Raw genomic sequence first — 20346 nt, 5'->3', positions numbered from 1 at the left:
GGAGAGCCGGTATGACCTACCGACGCGGGCGAGGCTCGGTCTCCGGGCACCGGCGTGGCCAGCGCGCGGTGTCTCGTGCGCGGGTGCGGCTGGCCGGGCGTGAGGTCGCGTTGTGGCAGCTACGCCGCGCACCCGGTGTGTACCGGGCGGTGATCGAGCAGGCCAAGGTCACCGACGGCTGCGCGTGGTGCCTGTGCAGCGATCCGGCTCCACGGTTGGTGATCCGCCACCGCGCAGGGGTCTACTACCTGGCCTGCTGGCCCAGCGGCGGAGAAGAGCACGCCCGCGGCTGCGAGTTCCACAACACCGGCGGCCAGTGGTCCGGACGGAACCAGTACCAGGACGGCGCGTTGCAGGAGACCGACGACGGCAGTGCGAGCGTGGCGTTGTCGCTGCCGCTACACGTCCGCACGACGAATTCCGCGCCGGCAGGCACCACCCCGAGCCCCCGCGCTGCGGGGGCGGCACGGTCACGGATGGGCCTGCTCGGACTGCTGCACTACCTGTGGGAACGCGCCGATCTGACCCGCTCGCCCTCGCCCGATAGCACCAGGTCCAGCCAGCGTGGGTGGGCCAGGTGCAGTCCACTCGTACGTGCTGCGACGACTGGGGTGACCTCAGCCGGCGTTCCACTGAGCTGGTGCTGCTATGTGATCCCACCGTTCGACCCCGCGCACCCTGACCAGCACGATGCAGCGTTCACGCGTTTTACCGACCGCCTGGTCGAGCGCAACGGGATGACGCACCGGGGGCTGGTGCTCGGTGCGGTCCGCTCCTGGACCCCGACGCGGTACGGACAGCGCTGCGAACTGCGCCATCACCGGGCTCCGGTCTTTTTCTCCACCACGCTGCACGAGCGCATCCGCCGGGGCGCGCCGTCGACGATGACCGACCAGCGCCCGGCCGGCAGCGAGCAGGTGATGCTCGCACTGGTCTCGCGCAGCGACCAGGGCAACCTGTCCGCGGTCGGCGCCGCGGTGATGCTGACCAACGCCGACTTCATCCCGGCCGACTCCACGCACGAGGTCGTCATGGCAGATGCCCTCACCGCAGCGAAACGGACCTTCATCAAACCTCTGCGCTATGACGGTGCCGCCGCGGTCCTGCCCGATTTCGTCCTCACCGACACCGATCCGGAGACCATGGTCGAGGTCTGGGGGATGCTCGACCGCGAGGACTACACGGCCCGCAAACAGGCGAAGATCAGCCACTACCGCAGCACGGACACTCCGCTGATCGAGTGGGACGTCCGCGATCGGCTCCCTGACCTGCGCCTCCATCCCGGAAGCTGAACCCCCGCCAGCACCGGCCCGTTCGGCGGGGTGGTCAGTCGATGACTCTCCACCGCATCGGGTTCATGTGGTCCTCCGGTGGTCGGCACGTCTGGATCGCCCGGAGGTCAGCACACCCGGCGGGGGCGGAGCACCGATGCCTGCCGCTGGCCCGTCCGGGTGAGACTGCCGGCGGCTGCTGTCTCGAGTTAGTCGGCCGTGTGCGCTGCCTGTTGCACGCGGCAGCGGCGGCCCGCGCCGTGCTCGGGATAAGCCGGGCCAGGTCGCGCCGCAACGGCCCGGGTCGAGGCGGGCCGAGTCAGCCTGGCTCGAGTTCGCAGTCTCACCCGGACGGGCCAGCGGCAGGCCCCGCTGTCCCTTCGGGACCCCCGCCGGGCGTGCTGTGGGCTGCGCCGCGTCCCAGCCGCACCGACTACCGGAGGACCACATGAACCCGTTCAGGCGCATCCAGGCGCACTTCCGCGAGGCGGTCGAGGCCAGCCGTGAAGCCGGGCGCGAGGCCCGGGAGCGGGCGGTGGCCGAGCACGGTCAGGGTGCCTGGGACGAACAGGCGCCCGGGTGGATGCAGCGGTGGCTCGACGCCAACGAGCAGGAGCGAAAGCCCGAGTAGCCCGGGAGCGGCCCGGGGTAGGGCAGCTGCCATACCCCGGGCCGTGACCGTTCTCGTCGTGCAGGCCGATCTCATGCCACCGGGCGGGCCAGCGGCCTCAACCGTCGCCGCTCTGTCCGGCCCATCCGGGCGTGCTGAGGAGCTACGGCGTTCCAGCCGCACCGGACCACACCACGGAGGCACCACATGACTACCGACGAGGCCAACGACAACCGCGTTCGGGATCTGACCGCGGCCGAGAAGACCGCCTTCCAGCGCGGCCGCTGGCCGGAAGCGGGGCGTACCAAATGGGCGCTGGTCGGCCTGCGCACCCTGCGGGTGCGGACCTGGGTCGACGGGAAGCAGGTCGAGCTGCATAGCGCGAGCCTGGCCGGGATCCGCCAGACCTTGCAGCTGCTCCGCGAAGGCACGTGAGGCATACCGCTCACGGGCCCGACCCTCACCCGGGCAGTAGTACGGATCACTGGCCACCCGGTGAGAGAGCCCACCGAGGCGTGGCGAGCCGCACCCGGTGCAACGACGCAGCCGCCGCACCGGTTCACGCAGACCGCGTTCCAGTCACACCAGCCCACCACCCAGCAACCGCGAGGAGGGCCGTGATGAGTAAGCAGTTCCCGATCGTCAACCCCCGGAGCCAGGCAGGCCTGGTGCTGAGCGACGCGACGATGGTCGAGTTCCGCGACGGGTGCACCGACGCGATGGGCATCGTGCCCGGCGAGCACGAGGTTGGCGCGCGTGTGCCGTGCCCGAACTGCGCGGGTGAGCACGAGATCAGCTCGGCGTTGTCGGTCCCGATCGCCCACAACATCACCATCGCCGAGATCAAGTCCGAGCCCGAGGCCGGCGACTGACATCCCAGGCGTGCCGCCAGGCGGCACGCTCGGGGCGGTGCCGGTCATCTGTGTGGTCACCAGCTCGGTGCCGGCGGGCATCGCCGGTCGCCAGGCCGGGTGCGGCAGACATCGCCCGTCACCGGCTCGGTGCCGGTGGGTGGGTTGGGTCGCCGGCTCGGTGCCGGTCGGTGCGGTGAGGGCGCCGGATGGGGGCCGGGTGGTGGTGCGGGTTGGTCCTCCGGTGGTCGGTGCGTCTGGATCGCCCGGAGGTCAGCACACCCGGCAGGGGCGGAGCATCGATGCCTACCGCTGGCCCGTCCGGGTGAGACTGCCAGCGGCTGCTGTCTCGAGGTGATCGGCCGTGTGCGGTGCCTGCTGCCTGCGGTGGCGGCGGCCACGAGCTGCTCGGCCTCGCCGGGCCGGGTCGCGCCGCAACGTCCCGGATCGAGACGGGCCGAGTCAGCCGGGGTCGAGTTCGCAGTCTCACCCGGACGGGCCAGCGGTAGGCCCCGCTGTCCCTTCGGGACCCCCGCCGGGCGTGCTGAGGCTGCGCCGCGTTCCAGCCGCACCGACCACCGGAGGACCGCCATGCCTGCCGCCATCTCCGACCCCCTCGACATCGCCGACGGCTACACCGAGCGCGACGCCCAGATCTTCCACGCGCTGGCCGCGGACTGGGAGTCCGCCGGCCCGGTGGAGGTCGACGGCTGGGGCATCGTCGAGGGCGAGGAGCCGCCCTTCTGAGGGCGGTCGGCCCTACGGGGCCCGCCCGCCGGGCGGGCCCCTTCCCGTGTGCAAGTGAGGAGGCCCGGCTGATGCCGATCGAGATCCACCAGACCTACAGCACGAAGATCCGGCCGGGAGACCTGCTGCCGATCGACACCATCGATCGGATCCGCCACGACTACTACGGCGTGCCCGGGCGCGTGGACACGAACCGCTGCGCACAAGTGGTCACGGTCGAGAACCAGGACACGAGCATCCGCGGGTCAATGGCCACGAGCCGGTGACCGTGGTGTTCGATGGAGGGGCCGTCCTCAAGGCTCGACGGGACCACATGATCGTCGTCGTCCGCGAGACCGCACCGGGCGTTTGAATGCACGCGGCTGCCCGGACACCTCCACGGCTGGAGGGCCACCACGGGGTAGCGACCCGGCGTGGTGCGCGCGAGTCGGGCGGAGTGTCAGCGGGTGGCCGCGAGCGCGGCTGGGTGGGGGCGCTCAGGGCCGCGCCGGGCCGAGAACCCCGGTGGACCGCCTTCGGCGGGGGTGGGCCTGCCGGCCCTAGAGCTGAGCACGGCCTCACTCAACATCAAGGGCGCTTCGCGTCGCCTTCGGCGACAGCCCTTCGGGCTGCCCTTGACGTCGAGCCTCGGAGGCCGGGCGACCGCCGCGAAGCGGCAGCGGGGACGACGCCCGCTGCCCCTCACGGGCCAGCAGCCCCACCCACCCGATCACCCGCCACCAGCGACGGAGAGGCACCGCGATGACCACCACCACCGAGACCACCACCACCGAGACCACCAGCGCCGACACCATCGACGACACCGGCACCGTGATGGCGACGGCGGCCGCGGAGCTGGGCGTCATCGCCGAGATCATCGAGCGTGGCGCGGTGCGCGGTGCCCGTGCTCGTCTTGCCCGGCTGCTCGACAGCGTCGACGCGCCGACCCGGCTTCTGATGGTGCGCTGTGTCGATGCGCTGGAGGCCGAGCACCCGACGACGATGCTTCACCGGCTGCGCCACGAGTGGCGTCATGCCGACGAGGACGGCCGCGCGCTGGTGCAGGCATGCGCGCCGATCGCGGAGCGGAGCGCGGAGAAGGCCCGCGATGCCGCGCGCATCGCCCAGGACAACCGGGTCAAGGACCGCAGCTGGGAGGCCCGGCGCGCGCGGAACCTGACCAGCCGCCGCGACACCCCGCGCAGGCGGCGCGACCCGCGCACCGTCGAGTCCGACACCGTGGCCCAGCGCTACTTCGCCGAGCGGGTCGAGCCGAGCACCGACGAGGACGAGCCGCAGCGCGATGACCGGATCGACTACGACCGGGCCGCGCTGGCACCGATGGCCGGGCTCGGGTGCGTGGCGTGCGGGGTGGAGCGGTCGGCCACTGACCGGCGGCGCGCCAACGACGACGGACTGTGCCAGGACTGCCGCGAGGACGGCCTCCCCGCCATCGCGATCCCTTCCGCAGACGCGGACGCGCGGGCGGTCCTGTTCGCCCGGTGCGACTACATCGCAGCGACTTCGACCAGCCCGGCCGAGCGCGATGCCCGGATGCGCCGTGACTGGCGGGCGATGCGCCGGAGCGACCAGTTCGCCGTGGTCGACTGGCGCGAGGCGCGGGGCGTGTAAGTCCGGGGCGGCCGGTGGGGTCTCTGGCGTCAGTTCGGACCCCACCGGCCCGGTTGTGCGCGGCCGGGGGATGTGGCCGGTGGCGCTCAGGGCCGCGCCGGGCCGCGCGTGGAGCGGACCCGCCTTCGGCGGCACAGCATCGCCCGCGACGACGTAGCAGGCCGGCCGGTCTGCCGCGGTCGCCGTGGGTCAAGTAGTTGCCGCGCCCCCAGACGCACCTGGTGAGGGTCAGTCGCCGACCGGCTGGACGGCAGGGCCTGCGACGGAGGAGGCCGGTGGCCCCTCCACCTCACGGGCAGAGGCGTCGGCCGCCGGAGCGTCCTCGGCCGGAGCTGCGGTGGCGGCGCCGGTGCGCTCGCCGCCGGGGTGCGCGGGTGCCTCAGGTGCTGTCGTCTCTGAGTTCTGGCCGGCCGGTTCAGCAGAACGAGCACGCTTGAGCATCGCGCGTACACGTTTGACCGGCAGGTCGAACAGCGCGGCAAGATCCTCGGCGCTGCGCCGACCTCGGCCGTCGACGTGCAGCTCGACAAGCACAGTGCACTGGTCGGCCGTAACGGCGTCGAGTTGCTCGCGCGCGTCGGCCACCGCCTGCTCCCGGCGCTGGTCGAGATCGGCGACGGTGTCGGTACGTTCGCGTTCGATCTCCGCGATCTGAAGCTGTGCACGCGCGTAGCGAGCGAATGCAGCTTCCTCTCGTTGGCGCTGCTGCTCCTGGTCCCGGTCGAGCTGGTCACGCTTGGCCACCATGGCCGCGACGTCGTCGCGCTCCTGCCGTGATTGCCGCATCCGCTGTTTCGCCACGACTGCCTGCCCCTTACTCCGCGTTCCGTGCGCGGGTGTGTTCAGCCCGCCGCGACACCATAAAGGAAATTCAGGACGATCAGTCTCGTTGAGTAGACGTCACAGGTGCGTGGATCAGCGCGGGGCGTCGGCGGTGGCGGTCTCTGTGGATGTCGGTGCGGGTAGGTCTCTGTGACCCCGGCGATGAACGCGAGGACACCTCGCCGTGCCGTCACGATGGGGGCGGTGTCGAGCAGGCCGTGGCCCTCACCTAGCTCAGCAGGTCGCGGCTGAGTGCCACCGGTAGGACGGCGGCAGCGACCTGCCCGCGGCTGCGCGCGTGGGCCAGGTGATCGGTGAAATCGCGGCGGGTCAGATCGACGTCGGTGGCCACGCACACCGCGAGCTGGTCCCCGAGGGCCCGGATCGCTGATATCCAGCCCGACGGGACGGCCGGGCCCAGGTCGCCGGCGTAGAGCACCTCGCCGGCGGTGCCGATGGCGATCTGTCCGTCGGGGTGCGGCGGACCAGCCGGGCGGGTGGGGGAGGCCGCGGACCGCGCTCGGATGGCTCTCGGTCAGTAGCGCCCAGCCGCGCTCCAGCATCGCCGATACCAGCACGCTGACCGGCTCCGCGCCCGGATGCGGATCGGCCGCCCAGATGTCGCGGCTGAGCGCGAGTGTCAGGGTCGCCGCGACCTCACCGGTGCGCTCGTCGCGAACCACGCCCGGCGAGGCCAGCAATGTCCCGATCGGGTCGCCGGCGCCCATCGGCCGCAGTCCATCCTCGCGCTCGCCGCCGTCGCGCATCCGCCGCTCCACTTCCTGCTGCTGCTCGTCGGCCCGACCCGCAGCCGTCGCGCTCCCGATTCGTCTACCTCTCGCGCATGCTGCCATCTCGCCAGGCTCGCTGCCATCTGCCACAGACCTATGCATCAACTGATGATCTCTGGTCTGGTGCGGTAAGATCGCGGTCATGCTGCGGATCAACACGGTCGGAGCGGGGGCGGTCGAGTACCTGCTCCGCGGCTCTGGGTGTGCCGCGCACCGGGGTCCGGAGCAGGGCGCGGCTCAAGAAGCCGGGCACGCCGCCGAGGGGCCGGGCTACTACGCGTCGGCGGTCGATCACGGCGAACCGGAGGGGCGCTGGTTCGGCTCCGGTATCGAGGCCCTGGGGTTGTCGTTCGCGTCGGGGGAGGCGGTGGCCGCGGACGACGTACGGGCGGTGTTTGGGCAGCTTCGCCGCCCGGATTCCTCGGAGGAGGATCCCGTCTATCTGGGGAACCGGCCGCGGAAGTACCTGTCAGCCGAGGAGCGTGCGCAGCGGGCGATCGGGCGAGCGTCGGGTGCGCCGACCGAGGAGCAGATCGAGGAGATCCGGCGGGCTGCTGAGGCCGATACCCGTCGGAGCGTGGCGTACTACGACTGGACTTTCAGCGCGCCGAAGTCGGTGAGTGTGTTTTACGTGGCGCTGGTCGCGGCGGGTGCAAGCGATGAGGCCGCGAAGGTTCGTGAGGCCCACGATCAGGCAGTTGAGGCAGCGGTGTCGTTCGCCGATGCGCGGGTGGCGGTGACGCGGACCGGGCGGCATTTCGGGCCGCGGTCGCGGGCCGGGATGGGTACGTTCGAGCAGGGCGAAGGCACGACATGGACGTTGTGGGGGCACTCGACGAACCGCGAAGACGAGCCTCAGCTGCACACTCACGCGGCGTTGTTGAACCGGACTGCGACCGCCGATAAGCGGATCACGGCGCTGGACGGGGCGTCGTTTCGTGGGATCAAGCAGGGTGTCGACGCCGTGTATCAGCAGGCGTTGGAGCAACTGCTCACCGCGGCGTCGGGTGTGGCGTGGAGAGACCGCACGGATGGCCATGCCCGGGAGATCGCGGGGATCGATCAGGGTTTGATGGATGCGGCATCGACCCGCACCGAGCAGGTCGATGCGCGGGTGAGCGCGCTGGTGGAGGAATTTCGGGCACGCACGGGCCGGGCGCCGAGCGCCGCCGCGATGCACCGGATCGGGCGGATGGCGGTGCTCGACACCCGCGGTCCGAAGTCGGCAGATGCCGGGCCAGTGGCGCTGCGGCGTTGGGCGCGGACACACTCGCGCGAGCTGCGGGCCTCGCTGTCGGATGCGGTCGAGGCCGCGACCACGCAGCGCCCTGCCGGGTGGGGAGAGCCGGTCGATCACGACGAGCTGCTGGGGGCCGCCGTCGAGCGGGTCACCGGCCGCTACGCCGTCTGGGACGTCGGGAATATGACCTTGGCGATCAAGGCCGAGATCGGGGACCGGTGGCAGGCGCTCGGGCTGGGGGAGGCGACGCCGGCGCAGCGCGCGGCCGCGCTCGAGGACCTCGCTCGGGACGCGATCGACCGGTCCGATGTGGTGCGGGTGTCGATGACCGAGCCGGTCGAGGTGCCTGACGGGCTGCGCCGCCGGTCCAGCGATGCCGGCTGCGGCGCTGCGGCGATGGGCGATGGCGGCTATGTGCTGCGCGGTGCACACCGCGAGCGCTACACCTCCGCGGCGCACCTGGGCCGGGAGGAGACCGTGGTCGCTCGCGTCAGTAGCCCCTTGGAGGTGGGGTTGGCCGCGGGGCAGGTAGCGGCGGTGCGCGAAGAGCTGGCCGGGCAGGGGATGAGCCACGACCAGGTCGACGCGGTCACGGCGATGCTGTCCTCGCGCGTGGCCGTGGATGTGTTGGTCGGGCCCGCGGGGGCGGGGAAGTCGCGCACCGTGGGCGCGCTGGCCGAGGTCTGGACGCGTGAGGTCGGCGGCCGGGTGCTGGGGTTGGCGACCTCCCAGGTCGCGGCGGAGAACCTGCGCGGTGACGGGATTGCTGCGATCAACACGACGGTGTTCGAGCGACGCTTCACCCCGGATGAGAACGGGCAGGTACGCCATCACCTGCGGCGGGGGGATCTGCTGGTCGTCGACGAGGCGGGGATGTCCTCGACGGCGAATCTGCACCTGATCACGCGGCTGGCCGCCGAGGCGGGCGCGAAGGTGGTGCTCGCCGGGGACCACGAACAGCTCTCCGCGATCGAGGCTGGCGGGTTGTTCGAGCATCTGACCCGCCACGCCGCGAGCGTCGCGGAGCTGGGGGTCGTGCATCGGTTTGAGGAGTCGTGGGAGCGGGCCGCATCCCTGCTGGTGCGGGCCGGGGACACCGCGGCGGTGGCCGAGTACCTGACCCGCGGTCGGCTGCGGTCCGGGACGCTGGAGCAGATGCAAGCTCAGGCCGGGCAGGCCTGGCTGGCCGACACCGTGGCCGGAAAACGGTCACTGCTGATCGTCGGCACGAACGATCAGGCCGCGGAGTTGTCGCGGGAGCTGCGTCAGCAGCTGTTGCGGCTGGGGCGGGTCGGGGAACGCCCGGTGGGCGAGATTCACCGCGGGCAGAAGGTGTCGGTTGGCGACCGGGTGCAGGCCCGCCGCAACGATCGCGGGCTGCGGGTCGAGGCCGCGATCCGACCCGACGGCCGGCCCGGGACGGTCCAGCCGGTCACCAACCGGGAGGTCTACACGATCGTCGGCGCGGCCCGGGACGGAACGCTGCGGGGCCGTGACCGGCACGGCGCGATCGCGCACTTCCCGCTCGACTACGCCGAGGAACACCTCACCCTCGCCTACGCGGTGACGGTGCACGCCGCCCAATCGTTGACCGTGGATACGGGTCACTTCGTGGCCGACGAGGGCACCAGCCGCGAGGCCGCCTACCCGGGTATCAGCCGTGGGCGGGAGTCCAACCACGTGTGGCTGGTGTCCGAGCGTGACGCTGACGATCACAACCCGCAGGAGTTGCGGGAGACCGCGCGCAGCCGCTTCTCCGCGGTCGTGGAGTACAGCGGCGCGCAGGTCTCGGCGCTGGCGACCGAGGAAGAGGGCCAGACCAGGGCGCGGTCGTTGGTGACGTTGGCCGGGGACTGGTTCGACCTCGCTCGCGCGCGCAGCGACGAGCAGGCCGGGGCGATACTCGAACGCGGGCTCGGGACCGCTACGGCCCGCCGCGTCGAGCAGGAGCCCGGGCGCGGGTCGCTGCTGACGGTGCTCGCTGCGGCCGAGGTGAACGGGCACGACCCGGAGAGACTGCTGCGGGCGGTGGCGAGTCGGCGCGAACTGGGCTCGGCCGAGAGCGTGTCGGACGTGCTGCAGTGGCGAATCGCGCAGACGTTGCCCAGCCGCGCACCGGACGATCCAGGCGCGGCGCAGCGGTTCGTCACCTGGACCGTCGACGGCGACGACGTCTACACCGCTCAGCGGAACCGGCTTGCCCCACTGATCATCGCTCGGATCCGTGAGCTCGGCGAGCAGGCCGCTGAGCAGCAGGCCGACTGGGCGGTCGAGCACCTCGGTGCCGCGCCCGAGGCCGCGCAGGACCCCGAGGGCCACCAGCGCTGGGTGGGCAAGGCCGGTATCGCGGCGGGATACCGCGAGTACGCGGGGATCGCGGCCGAGTCGACGACGCTGGGGCCGGCCCCAGCGGCGGATGACGTGCACGCCCGGGCGTGGTGGACCCGCGCCGTGGTCGCCTTGGGCGGAGAGTCGGCGATGCCGCGCCACTACGCGCTGTCCGACGCCGCTCTCGCCGAGAAGATCCGAACCTGGGAGCGGACCCGCTCGAACGCACCGGTGTATGCCGCCGACGTCCTGGCCGGTGCTCACACCCGTCTGCACGAGGCGCAGGTGTCGGCAACGCTGACCGGGGCCCAGCGCGACAACAGCAGGGCAACGCAGGTCGAGCGTGAGCTGAGCGGGGTCAGCGCCGAGGGAGCCGGCTCGATGGTGCGCATCGCCCGCGACGAGGTCGCTGGATGGACGAAGGCTCACACCCGCCGGACCGAGTGGTACGACGGCGTGCGCGACGCCGCTGATGATGCGCGGCTGGCGGCGGAGGAACTGCGGCGCCGCGGCCGCGACTGGCGTGTCGAACCCGAACCCGAGCAGCTCGCCGAGATCCCTCTCGACGGTGCCGACCGCGGTGACCGGACCCCCGGGGAGAGCGCCGGACGCACTGGCGGGGAATCGCGACCGAGGACGTGGGCCGAGGGCAACGACAGCCAAGAGCAGGCCGAGAGCACGGGGCAGGACGCGGACGGGGCGATCCACCGAGATGCAGCGGCCGGCCCGGCTGCTGCAGCGCGCGAGAGCGACACCTCCGATCCCCGGGAAGTCCTGCGGCGAGCCCGCGAGGATGCTCGAGCCGAGGCCGCACGGAGGAAGGGCCGTGCCACCGGCCGCGGACGAGTGGCCGCCCGCGCGGGCGAACGGGCTCGGGCCGAGGAGGCCGCGCGCCGCGCCCGGCAGGACCGCGAGCGGGACACCTCCCGCGACCAGGGACAGGGCCGCGGTCACAGCTGAGCTGCGGCCGCGGCTGACCGCAGCGGATCAGCCGAAGGGATACACGCGTTCCTCAGGGTGCGCCGGCCCGGACCAGGGTCGTTGCGCCGCCCGGCGTTGGCGTTCGAGATTGTTGCTGCGGTACTCGGCGCTGGGTGCGGTCCAGATCTCGTAGTCGTTGCCCCACAGCCCGGTGCACGGTTCGAGGAAGTAGTCGTTGGAACTCAACCCGTGATGCAAGGGCGGGTTGAGGATCTCGAACGGGGCGGATGCGCGGGGCGGGCCCCAGTGCAGCTCAAGGTGCCGGAATCGGTCGGAGGTGTGGTACTCGATCGAACCGCGGAAACAGCTGTAGAGATCGTCGAGGACGTCGTCGAGTGCACCACGGTCAATCTCGTAACGGAGACCGTCGTTGACTGCGACCGCGGTCGGCCCGATGAACAGGTGCAGATGGAGGCGGGTGCCGGGGATGCCGGGGACGACCGGGTGGATGATCGGGGTGATCTCTAGCCGGCAGGGCCAGGCTCGCTGGTCGTGGGCGACGTAGCCGCCGAGCTGCTGTGCCTGGCGCACAGTTGCATCGGTCGCGATGTCGACCGTAGCGCGCAGTGCGTCCAGATCGCCGTCGGCGGCGTCGTCAGAGAGCTGGTCGTAGAGCAGCGACAAGGTCGGTGCTGCGGTCACCTGGATATCGAGGGTACCGGGCGGGGGCTGCTCGTGCGGGTAGGAGAACAGCGGCACCGCCTTGTTCGTCCGCTGCTGGAACGCAACGGGCGGGAGTCCTCGTAGCGCCACCGGAGATCGCCCTCCTCGTCCATTACTGCTGCCGTGCGGGATTAAGACTACTCGAACGGACGTAGAGCCGACGATATTCGACGCGCTGGCTTGTCGAGTATCCAAGTTGGAGCGTTAGATCATGGGGCAGATCGAAACCATCTGACATGTCCAGAATGTCACGTGGCGCGACATTGTCGCTGATCGACACCTACTGGCACGCTCGCCAGCTAGCGCCTGCGCCAGAACGAGCACTGTTAGTTGTGGACTTGGCTGCGGCGACAGCGGCGCGTCGGAACTCGGCTAGCAACGGCTCGCGCACGATGACCATCCCTCTCATGCGAAGCTCGTCGTCACGGGTCTGGGTTCGATCGATTTCTGGGCCGTCCACTTCAACTACCGGTCACGACACGGCGCTCACCCAGTCGACATGCTGCTTCTCAATCACGATTCTGCTCGCAAGCTCCTAATTTCGCTCTACCGAGAGAAGTCAGCTTTAGCATGACTACAACGTTTCAATGACTGATTCGATCCGCACGTCGCAGTTGCGTCTAACAACGAGTTCATCACCCAGGTGGCGGTATGCATGACTCATGCATGCTCGCAAGATGATGTCTACTAGCGACTCAATCCGACGTATCGACGGCTCGACCCGACGTTTCGACAGCTCGACTCAACACCAGACGTCAACGGCCATGTCCGAGATGGAGTGCCGCCAAGAACATGGTGACCAAGATTCCACGTAGGACGGTTGCGATAGTAGCTGTGATGATCAGCGCCACCGTTTATACGGTCGTCCAGGGACTCACGTACCCTTTGCTCTCGCTTCTTCTTGCAAATCGAGGAGTTCCAGAGTGGGAAATTGGACTTAACTCGGCAATGATGCCGGTAGGTATGTTGATTGCTGCGGTCATAATGCCTCGTATAGTGGCGACTGTCGGGCTATATCGCACGTGTGTTGTATGTTTGAGCGGCGTAAGTGTGTGCTTGTCGCTTATTGCAATCATTGACAATCATTGGCTCTGGGCGCCGCTTAGACTGGTAACTGGAGTCTTTCTAGCAACAATCTTCATTGCAACCGACACTTGGATTAACAATCTAGCCGTCGAAGAGTACCGAGGTCGGACTGTCGGCATTTACTCCATGCTGCTCTCGATCGGATTTGCAGTCGGCCCTGGGATACTTGCTATCACGGGCGCAACATCGCTAGTGCCGTTTATCGTTGTTGTGCTTCTACCTTTAGCTTCGTTGATTCCCTTAATATGGGCGAGATCAGTTCTGCCTACGGCTGTCGGGGATCGACCTTCTTCCATATTTCGGTTCTTTCGACATGCTCCAGTGCTTCTACTCTGTGTTGGTGTCGCTGCGTATGTCGAACAAGCCGCAATGTCGTTCTTGCCGCTGTACGGACTTCTCCGGAACTTCTCAGAGGGAGTCTCGAGCACCTTACTTGTAGCAATGATCGCCGGAAGTGTTGTCCTGATGTATCCGATCGGCTGGCTCGCCGATCGGATCAATCGAATAGCGCTAATCGTAGCTTGCGCAATGTTGGCCACCGTTTTCTCGGCAATGTACTTTATCCAACTTGGCGTAGTGCCGGCCCTGATCGTATCGTTCGCTTGGGGCGGGCTCTATTACGGAATTTACACGCTTTCGCTCATATGGCTCGGCCAGAGATTTACGGGTTCCCTGCTGATTGCTGGGACCGCCGCTTGCAGCGCAGTTTGGGGAATCGGCGGACTATTCGGCAGTCCAGCAGTGGGTGCTTCAATGCAAGTTCATGGCGCAGGAGGATTTGCCCTAGGAACCGCTGTAGCTCTCGTATTTCTCGTTATGGTCCTGCTCGCGAGGCAATTGCTTACGCGTCGCACCACCACCGCATCCAAATAACATCACCTCACTGGCGGAAGGGTTTAGCATGTCCATTCACCCCAATGAACTGATGACACAGAATCAGCGTGCCTGGAATGAAGTTGCCGCACGCCATGCAGAGCACAATCTGGATGAAACAAAGTCGCGAATGGCGACTGGTGAGGCAGCGTACCTGGATCCGGTCTTCCGGAGGCACATGACCGACCGTGAGATCGCCGACAAGATCGTCGTCCAGCTGAACTGTAATAATGGACGCGAACTCCTGTCCGTGCTCCAGCTCGGAGCACGAAACGGTGTCGGGTTCGACTTTTCTGCCGAGTTCATTCAACAAGCGCAAGATATTGCCACTGTCTGCGATGTTGATGCCGAGTTTGTCGAGTCTAATGTCTACGACATCCCAAGTCGATTCGATGGATTTGCAGACATTGTTTTTGTCACTGTAGGCGCTCTGTGTTGGATGCCGGATCTCGCTAAGTACTTTAACGTCGCAAGGCGTATTCTAAAGCCTGGCGGCGAGCTCGTAGTGTATGAGACGCACCCATTCCTTGAGATGTTTAAGCTAGATAGGGACAGAGAGCCGGGAGAAGAGATCAAGATGCACTACCCTTACTTCTCGTCCGAGCCGTTTGTATCGACCGCTGGACTCGACTACTACGGCGACGAAAAGTATGGAGAAGAGATCACATATTGGTACCACTACAACCTTACAGACATCATTGGAGCGGTGATTTCGTCTGACTTTCGTATAACGGTGTTCGAAGAGTTCGAACACGAACTTGACAGCGGTTACCGTGAACTTCTCTCGTTGGAGGTAAGGCCTCCCATGACCTTTATAGTTGTAGCCGATAAGAACTAAACGCACTTCGAGTCGTCGCGGAAGCAGGAAACTATTCTTAGATGATCTTCTCTCGAGTAGATCTCATCGTCCATGATGAAGTTTTTCTCGAAGTAAATAATATAATACCGCATGCCCGCTTACTCGTTAAGCTAGAAGGCTTAAATCCCGCTGGTTCAATCAAGCTGAAGACAGCTGTTGGTCTAGTCGATGATGCAGAAAGATCCGGGCTCTTACGGCCGGGCGGCACTCTTATCGAGTCATCATCCGGCAACCTGGGCGTAGCGTTGGCTATCGTAGCCGCATCCCGAAGCTATCAATTCATCTGCGTAACGGACTCGAAGTCAACATCCGCCCACATCCGACAGATGCAGGCGCACGGCGCCGAGGTAATCAAGGCCGAGCAAGCGTGGACTGGCCAGCCTCTGCTTGATGCGCGGTTAAGACTTGTCGAATCTGTATGCCACGCTCGCCCAGATATTGTGTGGCTAAACCAATACGCTAGTAGCGCGAACTCCACAGCCCACTACGAAACAACTGCAGAGGCTGTCCTGCGTAACGTCGAGGCGGTAGATTATCTGTTCATCGGACTCGGGACTGCCGGCACCTTTGCCGGGTGTGCTCGACGATTTCGGGAAGAGTCGCCATCTACTTACCTCGTCGCAGTCGACAGCGTTGGGTCTGTGACACTCGGTGGACCAGAAGCTGTTCGCCACCTGCCAGGAATCGGGGCCGGCGTGCCCCCCAAACTGTTCGACCCGACAGCCCCGGATGATGCCGTGGTCGTACCGGAATCTGATGCGATTGAAATGTGTTCCAACCTTGCGCGAAGAACTGGGCTCTTGACCGGTGCGTCAACGGGCACAGTTCTGGCCGCGTGCGAACGAATGGCTGCAGTTATCCCGCCGGGAAGTACTGTGGTTGCAATATCGCCCGATGGCGGTGAGCGATATCTTGATCTGCACTACTCCAGTACATGGCTACGATCCCATTACCCGCAGCAAGATAGATTGCACAGAGCGATTGATGAGGTGTCCTTATGAACGCGACAGACCCAGAGGACTTCATGTCGACAAAGCTTGATTTCAGTAACGTTTACAGCTCGTCATCACCAGTGCCATTGATCGAACTGTATAGAAATCTTGACTATGTCGTTCCTTATCACGTCGAACACTTTGTCGCGCGACTGATTGATCGCCTTGCCCTTCGGCATGCGTTAGCAACGCCGCGAGTCGTTGACATCGGATGCTCGTATGGCCTATCCGCGCTTATGCTCCAGCAAGGTCGCCAGTATGATGATATTTCAACGGTTGACCTAGAGTTGTGGCACCATCGGCCGGAGACAGCGCCCAAAAGCCCGACCGGGAAGACCGGGATTGAAGTGTTTGGCGTTGACCCGAGCGCTGCAGCAATTGATTTCTGTCAGCGGACGAGCGTCCAGCGTTGGTCTTGGGCTGGAGACCTAGAACGCGACGATCTTCCAGCCGAATACTGCCAGGTCGCAAAGCAAGCAAACTTTATTCTATCTAGTGGAGCCTATGGATATATTACCGAGCGGTCAGTATGCCGTATTTTAGACCAGATTGAAGATCCTGGGCGCTGTTGGATCGGCAATTTTGCTCTTACCCCACTAGACTATCGCTCTTCAGCAATGGCATTCGCGGACTACGGCTACAAGACCGAGGCGAGTCCATTTCTCTTTCCGCATCGTCGCTTCTCTAGCAAGCAAGAGCGTGATGGAACGGTGGCCACGCTGCGCGAGGCTGGACTCGACGCTTCGGTGGAAGAACGTACAGGTTATCTGCACACTAGGTTCTACTTGTCACGTCCCGTTGAGGACGCGGTCGAAGACCTCGGAGGTTTCTGGGCCCTTGAACTCTCACGTCATCAGGCCTCGCAAATCGTTTCCGATAATCGACGCCCGTTGTTTGGCGAAGTCAAGCTCTCCAAGGAGGGGAACTAATGAGCTTCATTAGCCTCGCCGACGTCTCGCGGGCTGATATCGACAAGCTCGTCGAAGTGTCGATAGACGTATTTCGCTCGTCCGGCTCTCCCTCAAGGAAACTGGACGGGGCGATATGCGGAATTTACTTCTCTAAAACCTCCACTCGTACTCGAACAGCATTCTCGACTGCAGCACTGCGGCTTGGTGCACAGTTGGTGACCTTCGGACCTTCGGACCTACAGACCAACACCGGAGAGTCCTGGCCGGACACTGCCCGAACTCTCGGAACAATGCTTGACCTGATCGTCATCCGCACAGCCCGGCCGTTGGCAGAGCTTCGGGAGTTCGCCTACGAATCTGGAGTCCCCGTGGTCAACGCGATGGCCGCTGAAGAACACCCTACCCAGGCCATCGCGGATCTGACCGTTCTTCGCGAGCGGCTTGGATCGCTCAACGGGATCACCGTCTCGTACGTCGGCGAGGGCAATAACACGGCGGCCGCGCTTGCGCTTGCACTCTGCCGTTACGAGAACACAACGTTGGAGCTGTGCTGCCCACCCGGCTTCGACGTTCCAAAAAGAACTATCCGGCAGATCGAAGATCTCCAATGCCCATCTTTCCAGCTTCGGCCGCTTGGCAGTGTTGCCGAAATCGCATCGCATACTGATGTAATCTATACAACGCGTTGGCAGACAACGGGCACAAGTAAATCAGATCCGCTTTGGTGGGAAAAATTTCGCTCTTACATGGTAGACGATCGGCTGATCGCTGATTGTCCGAAGGCTTGGTTTATGCATGACCTGCCGGCTAATCGAGGCCAGGAGGTCATGAGTGCGGTGATCGATGGAACGCGGTCGCTAGTTTGGGATCAAGTCCAGGCAAAGTACTCAAGTGCAGTTGCCGTCCTTGATCGCACGCTGAGGGGGTAATCGGTGGCGCTCTCTCGATATACCGTTAAACGAACTGCGCAGTGGGAATCTCAACTCGGTTTGTCGCACGCAGTCGGAGCAAACGGACTTCTCTTCGTGAGTGGAGTTACAGGTCTCGAAAGTGATCTCCGTGACATCGAATCTCAAAGTCGAGGAGCGTTTCTGTCTTTGTCTGAATCGCTTGCGGAGGCCGGAGCTAGGCTAGCCCATCTAGTCGAGCTAACGACATATCACGTAGACCTGCGACAGAACATGGAAAAGTTCATTGAAGTGAAGGCGGCATTTATTCAACACCCCTATCCGGCTTGGACTGCTCTGGGGGTCACCGAACTTATTAGCCCTGAGGCCCTCGTCGAAATTCGGGCAATTGCCACACTCTCCTAGGGACAAAAATGGGCCAGCTAGAAATACTTGATGGCGATGAAATACTCGCTCGTGAACAGCAGATTGACTTGCTCGCCGTGGTTAGAGATGCACTAATCCTTCACGCGAAGGGTTATACTACACTTCCACGGGAAGCCCACATGAGTTGGACTACGCCTGCTGGAGCGCCGGCTCGGTCGCTCGCGCTTCCCGGCGCGCTATGGGGTGAGTCACCCGCGGTCGGCTTGAAGATAATGAACGCCAGTCTGGCAAATATCGACCGGGGCATCGAGCGAGCGTCGGGTTGGACCTTTCTTTTTGACGTCCACACGGCTCGCCCCGTCGCCATGCTGGATGCACGCTGGATATCGGCCAGTCGGACTGCAGCTTACTCGTTACTCACAGTATCTGAGTTGGGAGCTCCAAACCTTAGCAAGGTCGCTATTCTAGGGGGTGGAGTTCTTGGGCGCCGCCACGCCGAATTATTTCGAGAACACCTAGAAGTCGAGTCGCTCACGTTCTACGACCTCAATGAGGAGGTAGCGGCAAACATTGCAGACGTTTCGGGCGGAGACGTCGCACCGACAGCGGAAAGCGCGGTAAGAAACGCGGATGTTGTAGTCTGCACCACAACATCGACGCAAGGTTACATTCCTTCGGAGTGGCTGGCCCCCGGAAGTATTGTCGCCCACGTGTCACTCGACGATTTGATGCCGCAGGTCTTCCTCGATGCCGACCTGCTTGTGGTCGACGACTGGGGGCTGGTCGAACAAGGTCAGGGGCGCGTGCTGGGGAAGATGATCGCCCAAGGTCAGATCGTCCGCCCCAGCGAGGCCGGCGAATCAAGTTCCAGCACGGCCGCACGACCGGTCGATTGCACTCTGGGACAGGTGCTCGTCGGGCAGCACCCTGGGAGAGCCGCGCCGGAAGACATCATCATCAGTAACCCCTTCGGCATGGGCATCCTGGATGTAGCTGTCGCTGACGCCCTGCGCCGCGCGTCCAGCGGGTAGGGGTTGGCGAGGATCACCCGTTTAGGGTATGGACCGTGGCTATAGTATGAGTCATGGAGTTAGAGCGTGGCGCGAACCTCGTCGGGGCGTTCGCCGAGGTCGTAAGCGCATCGGTGCAACGCTGCGCCAGCGATCGGCTTGGCATGTCTGGAGAGGCGGCGGGGGCCTTATCTGCGATCGTGGCCGAGCCCGCGATGAGCATCGAGACGCTCCGCCGGAGTCTATCGCTGACGCACCCCGGAACCGTTCGGCTCGTTGATCGCCTAGTCGAACGGAACTGGGTGGAACGACGCAGGACCTCTGGACGGGCGGTGATGTTGTTCCCTACGCCCCAAGGGGCGGCGATGGTTGGGTCGATGCAGAAGGATCGAGATGTCGCGATCACTAGGATTCTCGCTTCTCTCTCCGAAGAACAACAAGCAACGCTGGCTGAACTTCTCGGCGTTGTTCTTGCGGCATCGGTGACGAACAGCGAGGAACTCCGTCGCCTATGTCGCCTGTGTAACCGCCGTAACTGTGAACCGTGCCCTCCCTGGGAGCAGATCAGGAGTACAGGCGACCCCGTCACTGGAGTTGCATAGCCAACCGACACTGCGCGCGACCGGCGCGGAGCGGACGACCGCGATCAACAGCATGATCCGCCGACTCGCACCGTATTGACAAGCGTCTGCGGCCGGGCCCGACCAGTGCCGAGAAGGCCGAGCTGACGGCGGCGAACCGGCGCATCGCCGAGCTGGTGATCCACCGCCGGACCTCGGAGCGGCAAAGGAAGGTGGTGCCCCCAAGAGGATCTACGAAGCGAGCGCGGTGGTGGCCGGCGAGGGCTGCCGGTTCAGATGGCCACGGGGTGCTCGGAATGGCCGAGTCCGGGGGGCTACAAGGCACTGACCCGCGTGTGTACCGGGTAGATCCGAGACGGTCTGTTCCGGGCTGATGCCTGACACCTTCGACCGGGCCGAGAAGATCTTGGCTCGGCGGCTTGAAGGTGTCACTTTGACCGAGCGGTGGATTCGGGCGACCGTCGCAACGTTGCTGGTCATCGAGGATGTCAGATGTGATCGTCGAGCCCGGTGTCCGGGGTGTGGTCGGCGACGCTGTCCAGGACCTGCAGAGGCGTGCGCCAGCCGAGCCGCTCGCGGGGCCGGGTGTTGAGACGCTGCTCCGACGCGGGCGAGGTCTGCGACCGTGTGGATGCTGAGGTCGGTGCCCTTCGAGAAGTACTGGCGGAGCAGCCCGTTGGCGTTCTCGTTACAGCCGCGCAGCCAGGGACTGGCGGGGTAGTACTGCAACGGCACTTGGGCGTGTCGTGAGAGGCTGAGGCCGGTCGGGCGGTGATGATCACCGCGTGGTGGATCTTGCCGGGTGGGTGGCCTCGTTGGACTCGATGGTGGAGCTGATCGCGGGC

At 65.5% G+C, this 20346-nt stretch carries 19 protein-coding genes and 1 pseudogene; 16 read left to right on the top strand and 4 right to left on the bottom strand.

Annotated features, from left to right (window positions below; genetic code table 11):
• Positions 1-11: 11 nt before the first annotated feature.
• The 7 genes from WIS52_RS19125 (at position 12) to WIS52_RS19095 (ending at position 5090) form a co-directional block, all read left to right on the top strand.
• Positions 12-1292: a DUF1173 family protein gene (locus WIS52_RS19125; RefSeq protein WP_349299667.1), complete on the top strand. Its 1281-nt coding sequence runs from the start codon at positions 12-14 to the stop codon at positions 1290-1292.
• A gap of 427 nt (positions 1293-1719) precedes the next feature.
• The gene (locus WIS52_RS19120) at positions 1720-1902 is read left to right on the top strand and encodes a hypothetical protein (protein WP_349299666.1); all 183 of its coding nucleotides are present in this window, start codon (positions 1720-1722) and stop codon (positions 1900-1902) included.
• Positions 1903-2088: 186 nt separating this feature from the next.
• Positions 2089-2316, top strand: coding sequence for a hypothetical protein (locus WIS52_RS19115; protein WP_349299665.1), 228 nt, complete (start codon positions 2089-2091; stop codon positions 2314-2316).
• Between the two features lie 185 nt (positions 2317-2501).
• Complete coding sequence (locus WIS52_RS19110) at positions 2502-2753, top strand: hypothetical protein (protein ID WP_349299664.1); 252 nt, start codon at positions 2502-2504, stop codon at positions 2751-2753.
• 570 nt (positions 2754-3323) lie between these two features.
• Positions 3324-3479 (top strand): hypothetical protein, encoded by a 156-nt coding sequence (locus tag WIS52_RS19105; protein ID WP_349299663.1) that lies wholly within the window; start codon positions 3324-3326, stop codon positions 3477-3479.
• A gap of 71 nt (positions 3480-3550) precedes the next feature.
• Positions 3551-3745: a hypothetical protein gene (locus WIS52_RS19100; RefSeq protein WP_349299662.1), complete on the top strand. Its 195-nt coding sequence runs from the start codon at positions 3551-3553 to the stop codon at positions 3743-3745.
• Between the two features lie 475 nt (positions 3746-4220).
• Entirely contained in the window at positions 4221-5090 is an 870-nt protein-coding gene (locus tag WIS52_RS19095; RefSeq protein ID WP_349299661.1) for a hypothetical protein, read from the top strand.
• Between the two features lie 228 nt (positions 5091-5318).
• Here WIS52_RS19095 and WIS52_RS19090 read toward each other — a convergent pair whose 3' ends face one another.
• Together WIS52_RS19090 and WIS52_RS19085 are read right to left on the bottom strand one after the other, a co-directional pair.
• Positions 5319-5891: a hypothetical protein gene (locus tag WIS52_RS19090; protein WP_349299660.1), complete on the bottom strand. Its 573-nt coding sequence runs from the start codon at positions 5889-5891 to the stop codon at positions 5319-5321.
• 250 nt (positions 5892-6141) lie between these two features.
• A complete protein-coding gene (locus WIS52_RS19085; protein ID WP_349299659.1) occupies positions 6142-6351 on the bottom strand; it encodes a hypothetical protein in 210 nt (69 codons plus the stop codon).
• Between the two features lie 494 nt (positions 6352-6845).
• Here WIS52_RS19085 and mobF point away from each other — a divergent pair, with 494 nt between their 5' ends.
• Entirely contained in the window at positions 6846-11231 is a 4386-nt protein-coding gene (gene mobF / locus WIS52_RS19080; protein ID WP_349299658.1) for a MobF family relaxase, read from the top strand.
• A gap of 27 nt (positions 11232-11258) precedes the next feature.
• On the opposite strand, the gene WIS52_RS19075 is transcribed toward mobF, so the two are convergent.
• Positions 11259-12005, bottom strand: a complete 747-nt coding sequence (locus tag WIS52_RS19075) for a hypothetical protein (protein ID WP_349299657.1) — start codon at positions 12003-12005, stop codon at positions 11259-11261.
• Between the two features lie 702 nt (positions 12006-12707).
• On the opposite strand from WIS52_RS19075, the gene WIS52_RS31735 reads away from it, so the two are divergent.
• From WIS52_RS31735 to WIS52_RS31720, 8 genes are read left to right on the top strand one after another with little or no spacing between them, the layout of a single operon-like run.
• Positions 12708-13874, top strand: a complete 1167-nt coding sequence (locus tag WIS52_RS31735) for an MFS transporter (RefSeq protein WP_379610621.1) — start codon at positions 12708-12710, stop codon at positions 13872-13874.
• 28 nt (positions 13875-13902) lie between these two features.
• Positions 13903-14712: a class I SAM-dependent methyltransferase gene (locus WIS52_RS19070; RefSeq protein WP_349299656.1), complete on the top strand. Its 810-nt coding sequence runs from the start codon at positions 13903-13905 to the stop codon at positions 14710-14712.
• A gap of 41 nt (positions 14713-14753) precedes the next feature.
• Positions 14754-15734, top strand: a complete 981-nt coding sequence (locus WIS52_RS31730; RefSeq protein ID WP_379610619.1) for a pyridoxal-phosphate dependent enzyme — start codon at positions 14754-14756, stop codon at positions 15732-15734.
• Complete coding sequence (locus WIS52_RS19065; protein ID WP_349299655.1) at positions 15731-16654, top strand: class I SAM-dependent methyltransferase; 924 nt, start codon at positions 15731-15733, stop codon at positions 16652-16654. The genes WIS52_RS31730 and WIS52_RS19065 overlap by 4 nt, the downstream gene beginning before the upstream one ends.
• On the top strand, positions 16654-17565 hold the full coding sequence (locus tag WIS52_RS19060) for an ornithine carbamoyltransferase (RefSeq protein WP_349299654.1): 912 nt from the start codon (positions 16654-16656) through the stop codon (positions 17563-17565). Before WIS52_RS19065 ends, WIS52_RS19060 begins: the two co-directional genes overlap by 1 nt.
• A gap of 3 nt (positions 17566-17568) precedes the next feature.
• Complete coding sequence (locus WIS52_RS31725) at positions 17569-17949, top strand: Rid family hydrolase (protein WP_379610616.1); 381 nt, start codon at positions 17569-17571, stop codon at positions 17947-17949.
• Positions 17950-17957: 8 nt separating this feature from the next.
• Positions 17958-18941: an ornithine cyclodeaminase gene (locus WIS52_RS19055; protein WP_349299653.1), complete on the top strand. Its 984-nt coding sequence runs from the start codon at positions 17958-17960 to the stop codon at positions 18939-18941.
• 53 nt (positions 18942-18994) lie between these two features.
• Positions 18995-19522 carry a MarR family winged helix-turn-helix transcriptional regulator gene (locus WIS52_RS31720; protein ID WP_379610614.1) on the top strand — a complete coding sequence of 176 codons (528 nt, stop codon included), beginning with the start codon at positions 18995-18997 and terminating at the stop codon, positions 19520-19522.
• A gap of 467 nt (positions 19523-19989) precedes the next feature.
• On the opposite strand, the pseudogene WIS52_RS19050 reads toward WIS52_RS31720, so the two are convergent.
• A pseudogene (locus WIS52_RS19050) lies at positions 19990-20218 on the bottom strand (transposase); the annotation flags it as partial.
• Between the last annotated feature and the right edge of the window lie 128 nt (positions 20219-20346).

This window comes from Pseudonocardia nematodicida, from assembly GCF_040105385.1.
Lineage (GTDB): Bacteria > Actinomycetota > Actinomycetes > Mycobacteriales > Pseudonocardiaceae > Pseudonocardia > Pseudonocardia nematodicida.
Note: the sequence above shows the minus strand (reverse complement) of the source record. Positions and strands in the feature narration are given on the sequence as shown.